At 71.0% G+C, this 14,395-nt stretch carries 14 protein-coding genes; 5 read left to right on the forward strand and 9 right to left on the reverse strand.

The features are described 5' to 3' along the window. The first annotated feature begins 115 nt into the window (after positions 1 to 115). Positions 116 to 2,716 (forward strand): penicillin acylase family protein, encoded by a 2,601-nt coding sequence (locus tag ACFC1I_RS06830; protein ID WP_376007308.1) that lies wholly within the window; start codon positions 116 to 118, stop codon positions 2,714 to 2,716. 3 nt (positions 2,717 to 2,719) lie between these two features. Here ACFC1I_RS06830 and ACFC1I_RS06835 read toward each other — a convergent pair whose 3' ends face one another. Then, positions 2,720 to 2,911: a hypothetical protein gene (locus ACFC1I_RS06835; RefSeq protein WP_376007310.1), complete on the reverse strand. Its 192-nt coding sequence runs from the start codon at positions 2,909 to 2,911 to the stop codon at positions 2,720 to 2,722. 19 nt (positions 2,912 to 2,930) lie between these two features. Next, entirely contained in the window at positions 2,931 to 3,374 is a 444-nt protein-coding gene (locus ACFC1I_RS06840) for a VOC family protein (RefSeq protein ID WP_376007312.1), read from the reverse strand. Positions 3,375 to 3,459: 85 nt separating this feature from the next. On the opposite strand from ACFC1I_RS06840, the gene ACFC1I_RS06845 reads away from it, so the two are divergent. Then, complete coding sequence (locus ACFC1I_RS06845) at positions 3,460 to 4,008, forward strand: CGNR zinc finger domain-containing protein (protein WP_376007314.1); 549 nt, start codon at positions 3,460 to 3,462, stop codon at positions 4,006 to 4,008. Between the two features lie 4 nt (positions 4,009 to 4,012). Here the strand turns inward: ACFC1I_RS06845 and mnhG are convergent, their stop codons facing one another. The 6 genes from mnhG to ACFC1I_RS06875 are packed head-to-tail and all read right to left on the reverse strand — an operon-like array spanning position 4,013 to position 10,280. After that, positions 4,013 to 4,369: a monovalent cation/H(+) antiporter subunit G gene (mnhG, locus tag ACFC1I_RS06850; RefSeq protein WP_376007316.1), complete on the reverse strand. Its 357-nt coding sequence runs from the start codon at positions 4,367 to 4,369 to the stop codon at positions 4,013 to 4,015. Beyond that, complete coding sequence (locus ACFC1I_RS06855; RefSeq protein ID WP_376007318.1) at positions 4,369 to 4,635, reverse strand: monovalent cation/H+ antiporter complex subunit F; 267 nt, start codon at positions 4,633 to 4,635, stop codon at positions 4,369 to 4,371. The genes mnhG and ACFC1I_RS06855 overlap by 1 nt, the downstream gene beginning before the upstream one ends. Continuing rightward, positions 4,632 to 5,231, reverse strand: coding sequence for a Na+/H+ antiporter subunit E (locus ACFC1I_RS06860; protein WP_376007320.1), 600 nt, complete (start codon positions 5,229 to 5,231; stop codon positions 4,632 to 4,634). Before ACFC1I_RS06860 ends, ACFC1I_RS06855 begins: the two co-directional genes overlap by 4 nt. Continuing rightward, entirely contained in the window at positions 5,228 to 6,811 is a 1,584-nt protein-coding gene (locus tag ACFC1I_RS06865; protein ID WP_376007322.1) for a Na+/H+ antiporter subunit D, read from the reverse strand. The genes ACFC1I_RS06860 and ACFC1I_RS06865 overlap by 4 nt, the downstream gene beginning before the upstream one ends. Beyond that, positions 6,808 to 7,353: a Na(+)/H(+) antiporter subunit C gene (locus tag ACFC1I_RS06870; RefSeq protein ID WP_376007324.1), complete on the reverse strand. Its 546-nt coding sequence runs from the start codon at positions 7,351 to 7,353 to the stop codon at positions 6,808 to 6,810. The genes ACFC1I_RS06865 and ACFC1I_RS06870 overlap by 4 nt, the downstream gene beginning before the upstream one ends. Then, on the reverse strand, positions 7,350 to 10,280 hold the full coding sequence (locus ACFC1I_RS06875) for a Na+/H+ antiporter subunit A (RefSeq protein ID WP_376007326.1): 2,931 nt from the start codon (positions 10,278 to 10,280) through the stop codon (positions 7,350 to 7,352). The genes ACFC1I_RS06870 and ACFC1I_RS06875 overlap by 4 nt, the downstream gene beginning before the upstream one ends. 148 nt (positions 10,281 to 10,428) lie before the next feature. On the opposite strand from ACFC1I_RS06875, the gene ACFC1I_RS06880 reads away from it, so the two are divergent. Both ACFC1I_RS06880 and ACFC1I_RS06885 read left to right on the forward strand, forming a co-directional pair. After that, a complete protein-coding gene (locus tag ACFC1I_RS06880) occupies positions 10,429 to 11,820 on the forward strand; it encodes a hypothetical protein (protein WP_376007328.1) in 1,392 nt (463 codons plus the stop codon). Then, on the forward strand, positions 11,817 to 11,996 hold the full coding sequence (locus tag ACFC1I_RS06885) for a hypothetical protein (protein ID WP_376007330.1): 180 nt from the start codon (positions 11,817 to 11,819) through the stop codon (positions 11,994 to 11,996). Before ACFC1I_RS06880 ends, ACFC1I_RS06885 begins: the two co-directional genes overlap by 4 nt. A 7-nt stretch (positions 11,997 to 12,003) precedes the next feature. Here the strand turns inward: ACFC1I_RS06885 and ACFC1I_RS06890 are convergent, their stop codons facing one another. Then, a complete protein-coding gene (locus ACFC1I_RS06890; protein WP_376007332.1) occupies positions 12,004 to 13,074 on the reverse strand; it encodes a LacI family DNA-binding transcriptional regulator in 1,071 nt (356 codons plus the stop codon). 82 nt (positions 13,075 to 13,156) lie between these two features. Here ACFC1I_RS06890 and ACFC1I_RS06895 point away from each other — a divergent pair, with 82 nt between their 5' ends. Then, a complete protein-coding gene (locus tag ACFC1I_RS06895; RefSeq protein ID WP_376007334.1) occupies positions 13,157 to 14,386 on the forward strand; it encodes an MFS transporter in 1,230 nt (409 codons plus the stop codon). Positions 14,387 to 14,395: the final 9 nt, after the last annotated feature.

The following is a 14,395-nucleotide window of genomic DNA, read 5'->3' on the forward strand; positions in this document are numbered from 1 at the left end:
GCGCGCCCGTCGGGGTTAACATGCGGATTGGTGCCGTTCGCCACCCGAAGGCGCGGTACCGAATGTCGCGGTGTCCGGCACCGCGTATCCCCCACGACGCCCGGAAAGCCCCTCAATGACGAAGCCCCAGCCCTCCCCGTACGCCGTCGACGACACCGCGCCCCGACGGTCCGTGGGAAGGACCGTCGGCATCACCCTGTTCAGCATCCTCGCGGGCCTCATCGTGATCGCGCTCGTCGCGGTCGGCTTCGTCGCCTACACCGCGCAGCGCTCGTTCCCGCAGCTCAGCGGCGAGGTGAAAGCGGCCGGCCTCGAGGCCGAGGTGACCGTGCAGCGCGATGTGCTCGGCATCCCGACGATCACCGCGGACTCGTCGCACGATCTGTTCTTCGCGCAGGGCTACGTGCACGCGCAGGACCGCTTCTGGGAGATGGACTTCCGCCGGCACGTCACGAGCGGGCGCCTGTCCGAGATGTTCGGCGCGTCGCAGCTCGGCACCGACGAGTTCCTGCGCACGCTCGGCTGGCACGCCATCGCCGAGCAGGAGGTCGACGCCCTCGACGCCACCGAGCGCGCGTACTACGACGCCTACGCCGAGGGCGTGAACGCGTACCTCGCCGACCACCAGGGCGCCGACGCGTCGTTCGAGTACGCGGTGCTGGGCCTCCAGAACTCCGACTACGAGATCGAGCCCTGGACGCCGGCCGACTCCGTCGCGTGGCTGAAGGCGATGGCCTGGGACCTCCGCAGCAACATCGAGAGCGAGACCGAGCGCGCGGTCATGGCGCCCGACTTCACCGAGGCCGAGATCGACGAGCTCTACCCCGCCTACCCGTTCGACCGGAACCCCGTCATCGTGCCGAAGATCTCGACGGTGCCGACCGTCGGCACGGCGCCGGATCTGCCCGAGACGGATGCTTCGACCTCCTCGATCGAGTGGACCGAGGTCGGCAGCGTGATCGAGGCCGTCGGCGAGCTCCTCGGCGACGCCGGTGAGGGCATCGGGTCGAACTCGTGGGTGGTGTCGGGCAGCGTCACCGACACCGGCATGCCGCTGCTCGCCAACGACCCGCACCTCGGCGCGTCGCTGCCGAGCGTGTGGCACCAGATCCAGCTGAAGTGCTCCGACGTGACCGAGGCGTGCCCGTTCGACGTGGCAGGCTTCGGCTTCTCGGGTCTTCCCGGCGTCGTGATCGGGCACAACGCACGCGTCGCGTGGGGCTTCACGAACCTCACCACCGACGTCACCGACCTGTACCTCGAGAAGATCGACGGCGACTCGTACTGGTACGACGGCGCGCTGGTGCCGCTCGAGACCCGCACCGAGACGTTCAAGGTCGCGGGTGGCGACGACGTCCAGCTCGAGGTGCGCGCCACCGTGAACGGGCCGATCGTGTCGGGCCTCACCGGTGACTTCACCGCGATCGCCGACGACCCGTATATGGGAACCGGCGGCTCGGTGACCGCGCCCCCGGCCGATGCCCCCGAAGGCGAGGACGCGGTGAGCCTGCGCTGGACCGCGCTGCAGCCCGGGACGACGGCATCCGCCATCTTCGCGATGAACAGGGCGAAGGACTTCGACGACTTCCGCGGCGCGGCGGCGCTGTTCGACGTGCCGGCGCAGAACCTCATCTACGCCGACGTCGACGGCAACATCGGGTACCAGACGCCGGGGAAGCTGCCGATCCGCGGGGCCGGCGACGGCTCGATGCCGCAGCCCGGATGGGACTCGGCCTACGCGTGGCAGGGCTACATCCCGTTCGAGGAGCTCCCGGTGTCGTACAACCCGCGCGAGGGCTACATCGTCACGGCGAACAACGCGATCGTGGGCCCGGACTACCCCTACGCGCTCACGCGTGACTGGGACTACGGGTGGCGCGCGGCCCGCATCACGGAGCTGGTGGAGCGGGCGATCGCGAAGGGGCCGGTGACGGCGGACGACCTCAACGCCATCCAGGCGGACAACTACTCCTTCATCGGCATGCGCTTGACCGCCGCCTACGCCGGCGTCACCACGGGCGACGACGAGACGGATGCCGCACTCGAGCTCCTGCACGAATGGGATGCGCAGAACAGCGCCGACTCCGCGGCCGCGGCGTACGCGAACGTGCTGTGGGACACCCTCGCCGGGAACATGTTCGTCGACGGGCGCGACACCGCGGCACCGATGAGCGGCCAGGGCCGGCAGTTCCTCGTGATGGACGCGCTGCTCGACGACGAGACGTCGCCGTGGTGGACGAACGACGAGCTGGGCGTCGACGGCATGACCGACATGCTCAAGCGCTCGGCGATCGACGCCTACGAGCGGCTCGTCGACGCCCAGGGCAGCAACCCCTCGCGCTGGAACTGGGGGAACCTCCACGCCCTGCCGCTCGAGAACGGCAGCTTCGGCACGTCCGGCATCGCGCCGATCGAGTGGCTCTTCAACCGCGGGCCGTTCCCGGTCGGCGGCGGCTCGTCGGTCGTCAACGCGACCGGCTGGGATCTCACGCAGAGCTTCTCGACCGTCACGGTGCCGTCGATGCGCATGATCGTCGACCTGTCGGACTTCGACGCCTCGCGCTGGAACCAGCTCACCGGTCAGAGCGGCCACGCCTTCCACACGAACTACATCGACCAGGTCGCGTCGTGGCAGAAGGCCGAGCTCACGCCGTGGGCGTTCTCCGCGGAGGCCGTCGAGGCGGCGACGACCGACACGCTCGTGCTCACGCCCTGAGGATCACCCGGACCGCTCGAGCGCGAAGCCCTCGGCCTCGAGCGTCCGGGCCATGAACGCGGCGTACCAGGCGGGCCACGCCTCGTCGTAGACCCCGCCCAGCTCTTCGGTCTCGAAGCGGCCGTGGGCCTCTGCGGTGCGGGCGAGGAGGTCCCTGAGCAGCGCCTCGGCGTCGGGACGCAGCATCCGTGTCATCGTCGTCGTCCTTCCCGGCTCAGCGTCCGGGCGCCCGCGTGACGATCTGCTGGATCACCCAGCCGTTGCCGTCGGGGTCGGCGAAGGAGGCGAAGGTGCCGTAGCTGTCGGCCGACGGGTGCGGCCCGGCGACGCGGTTGTCGGTACCGGCCCAGTGGAGGACGCCGTCGGCGTCGTGCCAGAGATCGCTGACCTCGGCGCCGCGCTCCACGAGCTCGGCGCGGGCTGCGGCGATGTCGGCGGTGATGAGGTGGAGCCCCTGGACCGAGCCGGGCTCGGCCGTCGTGAGCTTGTCGCCGAAGATGACGGACGCCGCCGATCCCGGGGGTGTCACCTGCACCACGCGGAGGCCGCGCTCGGTGCGGAAGTCGGCATCCAGGCGGAAGCCGATGCGCTCGTAGAAGGCCTTCGAACGGTCGACGTCCGCGACGGGGATGACGACGACTTCGAGCTTCAGGTCCATGGGATTCTCCTTCGATCGGTGTGCGTTACCGGTTAGAACGGTGACTACCGTGCCAGACATTCCCGTTACCTGTCAAAATGGTGATGTGATCCACGCCTTCCCCTGCGGCACCCTCAGCCTCGACTTCGTCGGAACGCTGCGCGCACGCCGCAACGACCACCCCACCGAGAAGCTCGCCGACCCGTCCGACCTCGATGCGTGGTTCGTCGAGTCGGGTCTCGGGCCCGGGGTCGCAGCATCCGTCCCCCCAGACCTCGATGACGCGATCCAGCTGCGCGAGGCGATCTACGCACTGGTCTGGTCACGCCTGCATGACCGGCCCCTGCCGGCCGACGCCGTCGCGACGCTGAACGGCGCCGCCGCAGCGCCGCCGCTCGCCGCCGCGCTCACCGCCGACGGCTGGGCGCGGTCGGGCACCCCGCGCCAGGCGCTGTCGCAGCTCGCCCGGGAGGCCGTCGAGATCATCGGCGGCGAGCAGGCCGCCCTGCTGCGCGAGTGCGCGCGACCGGAGTGCACGCAGGTGTACCTCGACACCTCGCGCGGCCACCGCCGCGAGTGGTGCTCCATGGCGACGTGCGGCAGCCGCGTGAAGGCCCAGGCCTACCGCGACCGTCAGAAGGCCGGCGCGGCCTGACGCGTCAGCCGCCGGAGGCGGGCGGGGTGCGCTTGGACTCGGCGAGGTCGTCGACGTAGAGGCCGGTCTCGTCGATCGTGCCGTTGCGGTACGCCTGACGGCCGACCATGTGGGCCGACAGCGGCGCCGTGGCGAGCTGGATCAGCACGACCGGCACGAGGAACGCGACCACCGGCCACGACCGCAGCGACAGCGCGATCGCGAGGCAGATGAGGATCAGCCCGAGCACCTGCGGCTTCGTTGCGGCGTGCAGGCGGGTCGGCACGTCGCGGAAGCGCAGCACGCCGATCGCGGCGGTGAGGCACAGCAGCGCCCCGATCAGGATCAGGATGAGGGCGGCGAGGTCGAGCATGGCGTCCATCAGCGGTCCTGGTCCCTTCTCGCGACGAACCGCGCGATCGAGATCGACCCGAACACGCCGACGGCCGCGATGATCAGCAGCACCGGCAGCGTGCGCGTGTGGTGGTTGATCGCCATCTCGGCACCCAGCACGCACATCACCAGGGTGAGGAGGACATCGGATGCCACGGCCCGGTCGAGGATCGACGGCCCCATGACGATGCGCCACAGCGTGAGGAGCGCGGCGATCCCGAAGATCACGTAGATCGCGAGCAGCAGAACGCTCATCGGGAACCCCCTCGGGCCACGGATCCGTGCGGAGCGGCATCTCTCATCGCCTGGAGCTGCGCGCGCGAGCCGACCGCCCGCACGATGCGCTCCTCCCAGTGGTGCACGCTGGCGCGCTGCTTCTCGACGTCGGCGTCGCCGCGCACCCCGATGACGTGGAGGTACAGGATGCGCCGGTCGCGATCGGTGTCGACGATGAGGGATCCCGGGATGAGCGAGCACGTCACACCGACGTGGGTCATGATGAGGTCGTCGTCGGTGACCAGCTGCGCGGCGATGATCGCGGTGCCCGGCTGCCGGCGGAAGTCGAGCACCTGCCAGGCGACCGTGAGCGAGCCGAGCACGACCGCGACCAGGAACTCGACGACGAAGACGAGGCCCCACCACAGGTTGACGCGGCCCGACAGCTCGACGGGCGGCAGGCGGAAGACGCGCGTGACGACGAGGGCGGCGACGAGCCCGGTGAGGAAGGCGACCCACGTGAACTGGCCCCACAGCAGCATCCAGAGCGCGATGAGCCACACGAAGAACGGCAGCTGCCGCCACGCCGTCGTGAACGCGCGGCGGGCCCGGCTCTGCGAGACGTCGGGGCTCACGGCGCCTTCTCCGTTCCCGCCGAGTCGTCCTGGAGCTGCGTGAGCGTCACCGGCTCGAGCAGCGCCTCGCCGATGCGCGTGCACACGTCGTACAGCGGCCCGGCGAAGATCGTCAGCGCGACCGTGATGACCACCATGCCGGTGGTCGCCGCGGTCATGATCTTCGGGATGACGCGGCGCTCGGTCTCGATGCCGGCAGCGGGGGCCGAGCCGAGGTACGAGATGCGGGCCTCGGTCTCGGCCGAGTCCTCGTCCTCGCGCCAGAACGACAGGTTCCACGCGCGCATGAGCGCGTAGAGCGTCAGGAGGCTGGTGAGGATGCCGCCCACCATCAGCACCATCATGATCGGGGTGCCCACCTGCGCGGCGGCGTCGAACAGTGCGAACTTGCCGATGAAGCCCGAGAACGGCGGCAGACCGCCGAGGTTGATCGCCGGGATGAAGTACAGGACCGCGATCACGGGCGCCGCCTTCATGAGGCCCTTGACCCGGAGGATCGACGTCGAGCCCGCGCGGCGCTCGACGAGGCCGACCGCGAGGAACAAGGTCGTCTGCACCACGATGTGGTGGACCATGTAGTAGATCGTCGCGCCGATGGCGGCGGGCGTCGCGATCGCGAGCCCGAAGATCATGTAGCCGATATGGCTCACGAGCGTGAACGACAGGATGCGTTTGAGCTCCGCCTGCGCGACGGCGCCCAGCACGCCGACGATCATCGTCGCGAGCGCCACCCACATCAGCAGCTGGTTCACGTCGTTGTCGAGGAACAGCTCGGTCTCGGTGCGGATGATCGCGTAGACGCCGACCTTGGTCAAGAGGCCCGCGAACACCGCCGTGACCGGCGCGGGCGCGGTCGGGTACGAGTCGGGCAGCCAGAACGACAGCGGGAAGACGGCGGCCTTGATGCTGAACGCGAGCAGCAGCATGAGGTGCAGGATCAGCTGCGTCTCCTGAGGCAGCTCGCCCATGCGCTCGGAGATCTGCACCATGTTGACGGTGCCGAGCGCGCCGTAGATCATGGCGATCGCCGCGAGGAAGAGGATCGACGACACCAGCGAGACGACGATGTAGACGACGCCGGTGCGGATGCGCGACTCGGTCGATCCCAGCGTGATGAGCACGTACGAGGCGACGAGCAGGATCTCGAACCCGACGTAGAGGTTGAACAGGTCGCCCGCGATGAACGCGTTGAAGATGCCCGCGCCGAGGATCAGGTACGAGGGGTGGAAGATCGAGACCGGCGTGTCGTCGTCGCCGTCGGCGGCGCCCTGACCGACCGAGAACAGCAGGACCGCGAGCAGCACGATGCTCGACACGACGACCAGGAGCGCCGCGAGCCGGTCGACGTACAGCACGATGCCGAACGGGATGGGCCAGCCGCCCACCGACACCGCGATCGGCTGGTCGCCGGTGTCGACGACGTACAGCAGGATCGCCGCGATGACGGTCACGGCGCTCAGCGTCACGACCGACACGACCACCTGGGTCTTGCGGTGACGGCCGGCGATGAGTGCGATGGCGGCACCGAGCAGCGGCAGGGTGACCAGCAGCGGGACGAGCGCGGGGGCGATCTCGGTCATGCGTCGTCACCTCGATCCCGCGGCTTCTGGTCGGGGCGGTCCACCGGGGCGTCGTCACGGAGGCCCGCGAAGTCGCGCGCACCGAGGATCGTGATCGGCGCGGTCTCGGTCCCGACGAAGTCGGTGGTCGCGTCGTCGTCGGCGTCCTCGATCTCGGTCTCCTCGTCCATCGTCTCCTCGACCTCGGCGGCGCGCTCGCGCACCTCGAGATCGGCCTCGTCGTCCGCCACGGTGTCGGCCTGGCCGAGCTGCCACGACCGGTAGATCAGGGCGAGGAGGAACGCCGACACGGCGAAGGTGATGACGATGGCGGTCAGCGTCAGGGCCTGCGGGAGCGGGTCCGACATCTCGTCGACCGATGCCGAGCCGAAGAACGGCGCGACCCCCGGGCGGCCCATCACGATGAGCAGCAGCAGGTTCGTCGCGTTGCCGAGCAGCAGGAAGCCGATGAGCACGCGGGTGAGGCTGCGCTCGAGCATGGCGTAGACGCCGCAAGCGAAGAGCACGGCCATCACGATGATGAGGACGAGGGAGACGTTCACGGCACCGTCACCCCCTGCTGCTCGCGCGCTTCCTGCGCCTGGCGGTCGACCTCGGCGCCGAGGCTGCGCAGCACGTCGAGCACGAGCCCGATGACGACGAGGTAGACACCGATGTCGAAGAGGGTGGAGGTGACGAACTCGACGTGGCCGAGCACCGGCACGGTCCACTCCCAGAAGTAGCTGGTGAGCGGCTGGTCGCCGAAGAACACGGGCACGATGGCGCACGCGACGGCGATCGTCATGCCGGTGCCCAGCAGGCGCCCGGCGTCGGTGGGCGCGGCGGCGCCGAGCTCGTAGCGACCGCCCGCGATGTAGCGCATGACGAGCGCCATGCCCGCGACCAGGCCGCCGGCGAACCCGCCGCCGGGCAGGTTGTGGCCGGCGAAGAGCAGGTACAGCGACACGATGATGATGGTGTGGAACAGGATCCGCACGATCACCTCGAGCATGATCGAGCGGTTCTCGGGCCGCACGCGCTGGCCGCCGACGAGCCACGCCATGCGTCCGCCGCCGGCCCCGCGGGGCTGGACGCCCTCCGCGGTCTCGACGAGGGGGCGCCGCGTGCGCGTCGCGCCGGTGGGCAGCGACGAGATCGCGCGGGAGAGCGTGTCGGCCCGGTGGGTGACGAAGACGAGGGATGCCACACCCGTCGCCGCGAGGATCAGCACCGACAGCTCGCCCATCGTGTCCCACCCGCGAAGGTCGACGAGGGCGACGTTGACGACGTTCTTGCCGTGGCCGAGCTCGTACGCCAGATCGGGGAAGGCGTCGGAGATCGGCTTCTCGACGCGGGCGCTGGTGGCCACGATCGCGACGAGCGCCATCGTGATGCCGACCGCGGCGCCGAGCACGGCACGGGCGACCGGCCACACCGAGGCGTTGTGCTCGCCGAGGCGTGACGGGATGCGGCGCAGCACGAGCGCGAACGCGACGAGCGTCACCGTCTCGACGAGGATCTGGGTGAGTGCGAGGTCGGGCGCACCGCTGGTGGCGAAGAGCAGCACCATGCCGAGGCCCGTCACCGACACCAGCACGACACCGGTGTAGCGCTTGCGCGCGCGGATCGCGATGAGCCCGGCGGCGATCATGATGGGCGCCACCAGCAGCTGCGTGGGCGTCTGGTACGCGTCGAGCTTCGCCTGCCAGTCGGGGCTCGCGAGCAGCGCGGTCGCCTCGGCGGCGACGAACACGATGAAGATCGTGCCGACGTAGACGGGCAGCGAGCCGCGCTGCGTGAGGCTCGTCGTGACGACCGACAGGCGGGCGATGACACGCAGGGCCCCGTTGTACGCGTCGGCCGCGGTGAACGGCAGCAGGCGCTTCGCCGGGCGCCAGGACCGCGTCGCCCAGAACACGACGACGCCGATCGCGATCGTCGCGAGCGAGATCCACAGCGCCGGCTCGAGCCCGTGCCAGAGCGCGATGTGGGCGGGGTGCTCGGGCGCGGCGACGCCGGGCGTCGACAGCGGCGCCTCGTCGGCGTAGGGCGTGAACACCTTGTCGAGCCACGGCGCGGCAGCGCCCGCGACCACGGTGAGGCCCGAGAGCACGATCGGCGCGACGAGGAAACCGATCGGCGGGTCGGGCCATTCCGTATCGGGCATACGATCGCCGTTCGCGTCGCGCTTGGTCGCGTACGCACCCCAGAGGAAGCGGATGCCGTAGCCCGCGGTCAGCACCGAGCCCAGGGCGACTCCCACCAGCGCCACGATCCCCCACACCGCGCCGCCGAGTGCCTCGTGCAGGAGCGCCGCGAGGGCGCCCTCCTTGGCGACGAAGCCGATGGTGGGGATGATGCCGACCATCGAGGCGACGGCGATGATCGAGAACGTCGCCATGACCGGCGCCTGCCGGCCGACGCCGGAGAGCTCCGTCAGATCACGTGTCGACAGCTGGCGGTCGATCACGCCGACCACGAGGAACAGCGCCGACTTGAAGAGGGCGTGGCTGAGCAGCAGCGCAAGACCTGCGAGCGCAGCATCCCGTGTCCCGTAGCCGAGCACGACGGTCAGCAGGCCCAGCTGGCTGACGGTGCCGAAGGCGAGCACGCGCTTGAGGTCGGTCTCGCGGAGCGCCTGGAAGCCGCCGAGCAGCATCGTGAAGACACCGAGCGCGATCACGATCGGCCGCCACGGCGGCGCGATCGCGAACACCGGCGCGAAGCGGGCGATGAGGTAGATGCCCGCCTTCACCATGGCCGCCGCGTGCAGGTACGCGCTCACCGGCGTGGGAGCGGCCATGGCGCCGGGGAGCCAGAAGTGGAAGGGGAAGATCGCCGACTTGCTGAGCGCGCCGACCAGGATCATCACGAGCGCGGCGTCGACGATCGGGCCGGACGGGGCCTCGACGAGGATCGTCGAGATGCTCGACGTTCCCGCATCGACCACGAGCAGCACCACGCCGATGAGCATCACGAGACCGCCGAGCGTCGTGACGAGCAGGGCCTGCAGCGCCGCACGGCGGCTCGCCGCGCGCTTGTTGTAGTACCCGATGAGCAGGTACGACAGCACGCTCGTGACTTCCCAGAACATCACCAGCACGACGAGGTCGTCGGTGAGGACCAGCCCGTACATGGCGCCCGCGAACGCGAGCAGCACCGCGGCGAACTGGCCGAGGTTCTCTTTCTTGCCGTCGAAGTACCAGCGGCAGTAGATCATCACGAGCGCGCCGACGCCGGTGACGACCAGCGTCATCAGCCATGACAGCGTGTCCATGCGCATCGAGAGGTCGATGCCCAACGGCGGGATCCAGGCGTATGTCTCGAACGGAATGTCACCGGAGAGCACCTGCGGCGTGAGCACCGCGGCGTAGACGAACCCGGCGATCGGCAGGATCGCCGCGACGTAGAACGCGCGGGCGCCGATGCGTGCGACAAGCCACGGGAGCAGGATCGGGACGACCGCGAACGCGCCAAGAACGAGGAGCATTCGGGCCTCCTCGGGGTCGTCGGCAGCGCAGGTCAGAGGAGGACGGCGCAAAGCCCAGGCGATCGGGGTTGTCCTGACCATCCTACCGGGCGCTGCGCACCCGATCTCCCGGGCGGCATGCATCGGCCGTCCGTGGGAGAGTGTTGCGGTGGCCGAAGAGAGCCCCACTCCCGCGACCGGGACACCGGCGCCGCCGCGCTGGGCGCGGGAGCTTCTCGGCGTCCTCGTCGCCGTCGCGATCGGGATCGCCGTCGTGGCGGCGGTGACGGCATCCGCCCGCGCGGACCTGCTGTTCCACGACGCGGATTCGCTGGTCACGACGCTGATCGTCAGGTCGATCGCGATCGGCCAGCCGCAGGACTGGGCGCTCTCGTCGGTGCTGTTCCTGCCCGAGACCGCGGTGCTCGGCCTGCTCACGCTGTTCGGGCTGGGCGTCGAGGGCACGCTCGCTCTCGCGGGGGTCGTGAACGTCGTCGCGCTCTACGGCGCGCTTCGCGTGGCCGCGGGCACCCTCGCGCGCGGGCGGGCTCCGATCGCGGGGGCGCTGCTCGCGCTCGGCGCGTTCGGGCTGCTCGCCGCGAGTGAGGCCTCCCCGTCGAGGGACGCCCTGGAGCTCGCCTCTCTCCTCACCACGACGACCTACTACTCCGCGACCGTCATCGGCGTCGTGCTCACCGTGGGCATCGCACGGCGAGGACTCGACCGCGCGCGCGGCGCCGTGCCGTGGGGCGCCGTGGCCGGTGTCGGGCTGGTGGCGGCGGCATCCGTCCTCACCAATCCGCTGTTCGCCGTGTGGGCGACCGTGCCGCTCGGCCTGGTGCTGGGCGTCGTCGCGATCCGCCGGAGGGGCGCACGATGGCTCGTCGGCGGACTCGCCGCCGGCACGGCGATCGGCTTCGCGGGACGGATCCCGCTGGCCCCCTTCATCGCGAACACCGGGGCCGGCTACTTCGACCCGTCGCTCTGGCGCTCCTCGCTCGAGTACTACGGGGCGCTGCTCGCCGACCGGTGGAGCGCGCCCTGGGGCGCAGCATCCGTCGTCCTCCTGCTGGTGCTGTGGGGCGGGTGCATCGCCGCGACGGTGCTGCTCGCCCGGCGGAGCGAGATCGGCGCGACGGTGGTCGCGGCGTGCGGCTGGGCGATGCCCCTCCTCGTGGTGGGGGGTGCGGTCGTCGCGGGCACGCACGCGGCCCGCTACCTGCAGCCGGCGGTGTTCGCCCCGGTGCTCGGGCTCGCGTCGCGGTGCTGCCGGCGCTGCTGCCGCGCACGCTCACGGCGATGCGGCCCGTGCTGGCGGTCGTTGCGACGGTGGCGGCGGTGGTGGGGCTGGTGGCGGCGGTCGGGATCGGTGTGCCCCGGATCGCGGCCACCGCGAACGCGCCCGATGCCGACCTGGCCTGCGTCGTGGACTGGGTGGAGCAGTCGGGCCGCGTCGGCGCCGGCCAGTTCTGGACAGTGCGGCTGCCGAAGACGCACCTCGCCGACCCGCGAGAGCTCGTGCAGGTCGACCACAGGCTCCGGGGCTACGCGTGGCTCGTGAACCGCGACGACTTCCGCGTGGGCGAGGTGTCGTTCCTGGTCCTGGACGCGCAGTCGGCCGCGTTCACGCTGCCCGGCGGGGTGACGCTCGGCGACGCCGACCTGATCTCGTGCGGCCGCTACACGATCGCGGACTTCGGCACGCGGACGCTGCCGATCGGCCCGCTGCGCTCGTAGTGCCGGCTTAGGCCGTCGCGGACGGTGCGGGCCCCGTGGTGTTGCCCTCGCGGAAGGTGCAGGTGAAACGGATCGACGCCGCGGGGCTCCCCTCGAGCATCGCGGCCACGGCGGCGCCCGCGGCGCGGCCCTTGTCGGTGGCGGGCTGCACCAGGGTGGTGAGCTCGTACGGCGCGAGCCCGTCGACCACGATGCCGTCGAAGCCGGTGACGCTGACGTCCTCCGGAACGCGCAGGCCGGCCTCTTCGGCCGCCCGGATCACGCCGGCCGCGAGCAGGTCGCTCTGCGCGATGACCGCGGTCGGGCGCCGGTCGGGATCGGCGAAGATCTCGCGGCCGGCCGCGAACCCCTCGTCGATGAAGCTGCCGGCAGCGGCGAAGGCGGGGGCGTCGGGGAAGATGTCGAGCGCACCCGCGAGCCGCTCGCGGGTGACGTCCACCGTGACCGCCGTGTCGTCGTGCAGCCAGCCGCGCTGCCAGTCCACGCGAGCGGGAAGGGTGACGACGGCGGCCTCGCGGTGCCCGAGCGCGCGCAGGTGACTCGCGGCCTGGCGCTGGGCCTCGCGGTTGTCGAGGCCGATGCGCGGCACATCGTCGCCGGCATCGCCCTCGATGACGACGACCGGGATGCCGCGTGCCTTGACGGTCTCGAGGGACTCGCGCAGCAGGCCGCTGCAGCCGATGAGCACGGCGGCGTCGAGCGGCGCGGTGGTGAGCGACGGGCCGCTGCCGGTGGGCTCGTGGTCGCGCAGGAGCAGCAGCCCGGCGCCGAGCGGGGTGACCGCGTCGGCGAGGCCGTCCATCATGAGGGTCTTGACCGGGTCGAGGAACGCGGTGCCCAGGTGCTCCTCGAACACCACGCCGACGATCCCCGAGCGGCCGCGCCGGAGCGACGCCGCGCGGGGGTCGGGACCGGTGTAGCCGAGGGCTGCGGCCGCGTCGAGCACGCGGCGGCGCGTCGCGTCCGACACGGGGGTCTTGCCGCTGAACACCACGGAGGCGGTCGACGGCGAGACGCCTGCCTCGCGGGCGACGTCCGAGATGGTGGCGCGGCGGATGCCGGTGTCCTGTCGGCTCATGCTGTGACGATCGTAGCCCGTCGCCAAGGCGGGATGTCGAATCGATTCGAGGAACTCCGAATCGATTCGGTAGCATGTGCGGATGGATACCGCGCTCACCCGCCGGCAACTGGTCGCCTGGCGCACCGCGATCTTCACGATCTTCCTCGTCATGGGAGTCGGGTTCGCGTCGTGGGCGTCGCGCCTGCCCGCCGTCAAGAACGACCTCGGCATCAACGACCTCCAGGTCGGCGTGCTGCTCTTCGTGTCGGGCGCCGCGTCGATCGTCGGCCTGTCGCTCGCGAACGTCATCGTCGCCCGCTGGGGCGCCCGGCGCGGCATGTTCGCGACGATCATCACGTTCGCCCTCGGCGTCGTGGTGGCGGGAGTCGGCGTCGAGTTCGTCGAGTCCTACTTCGTTGCCGCCGTGGGACTCGGGCTCATGGGCCTCGGAATGAGCGCCACCGACGTCATGATGAACGTCGAGGCGGCGGCGGTGGAGCAGGCGTTCGAGCGCACGCTCATGCCGCTGTTCCACGCCTTCTTCAGCCTCGGCACCGTCGCGGGCGCCGGGCTGGGCGTCGCCATGGCGGCGCTGGGCATCGGCGTCGGCTGGCACCTCGGCGGCGCCGGTCTCATCGTGGCCGCGGCAGGCCTGCTGGCGCTGCGCGCCGTCCCCGTGCGCGAGAGCGTGCACGACGACCCTGCGACGACCATCACGCGCCGCGAGCGCTTCGCAGAACTGGCGGCCGTCTGGCGCGACCCCCGCACCTACGCGATCGGCGCGATCATGCTCGGCATGGCGTTCGCCGAGGGCAGCGCCAACGACTGGCTCACGATCGCGATGGTCGACGGCCACGCCCAGACCGAGGCCGTCGGCGCGATCGCGCTCACGGTATTCTCGGTCGCGATGACCGCGTTCCGCATCATCGGCGGGCCGCTCGTGGACCGGATCGGCCGCGTGTGGGCGCTGCGCATCCTGTCGATCGCGGCGGGCGTCGGCCTCGTCATGTTCATCCTCGCGCCGAACCTGCCGATCGCCTTCATCGGCATCGCGCTGTGGGGCGCGGGCGCCTCGCTGGGCTTCCCCCTCGGCATGTCGGCCGCGGCCGACGACCCGAAGAAGGCGGCCGCGTCGGTCTCGGCCGCGGCGACCATCGGCTACCTGGCGTTCCTGTGCGGCCCGCCGATCCTGGGCTGGATCAGCCACGAGATCGGCATCCTGCCGACGCTGTGGATCATCGTCGCCCTGATCGCGATGTCGGGGCTCGCCTCGGGCGCCGCGAAGCCGATCGCGGGGTCGAAGGTCGGCGCGGGGCACGCGCACCACTGAGCGCCGGGC

It is taken from the genome of Microbacterium sp. NPDC056044, assembly GCF_042267145.1.
GTDB lineage: Bacteria > Actinomycetota > Actinomycetes > Actinomycetales > Microbacteriaceae > Microbacterium.

Bases quoted from the DNA above. Each gene is read 5' to 3' on its own strand.
- ACFC1I_RS06865 (WP_376007322.1), bottom strand. From the start codon at position 6,811: ATGACCGAGATCGCCCCCGCGCTCGTCCCGCTGCTGGTCACCCTGCCG.
- ACFC1I_RS06890 (WP_376007332.1), bottom strand. From the start codon at position 13,074: ATGAGCCGACAGGACACCGGCATCCGCCGCGCCACCATCTCGGACGTC.
- ACFC1I_RS06840 (WP_376007312.1), bottom strand. From the start codon at position 3,374: ATGGACCTGAAGCTCGAAGTCGTCGTCATCCCCGTCGCGGACGTCGAC.
- ACFC1I_RS06835 (WP_376007310.1), bottom strand. From the start codon at position 2,911: ATGACACGGATGCTGCGTCCCGACGCCGAGGCGCTGCTCAGGGACCTC.
- ACFC1I_RS06875 (WP_376007326.1), bottom strand. From the start codon at position 10,280: ATGCTCCTCGTTCTTGGCGCGTTCGCGGTCGTCCCGATCCTGCTCCCG.
- mnhG (WP_376007316.1), bottom strand. From the start codon at position 4,369: ATGGACGCCATGCTCGACCTCGCCGCCCTCATCCTGATCCTGATCGGG.
- ACFC1I_RS06830 (WP_376007308.1), top strand. From the start codon at position 116: ATGACGAAGCCCCAGCCCTCCCCGTACGCCGTCGACGACACCGCGCCC.
- ACFC1I_RS06895 (WP_376007334.1), top strand. From the start codon at position 13,157: ATGGATACCGCGCTCACCCGCCGGCAACTGGTCGCCTGGCGCACCGCG.
- ACFC1I_RS06855 (WP_376007318.1), bottom strand. From the start codon at position 4,635: ATGAGCGTTCTGCTGCTCGCGATCTACGTGATCTTCGGGATCGCCGCG.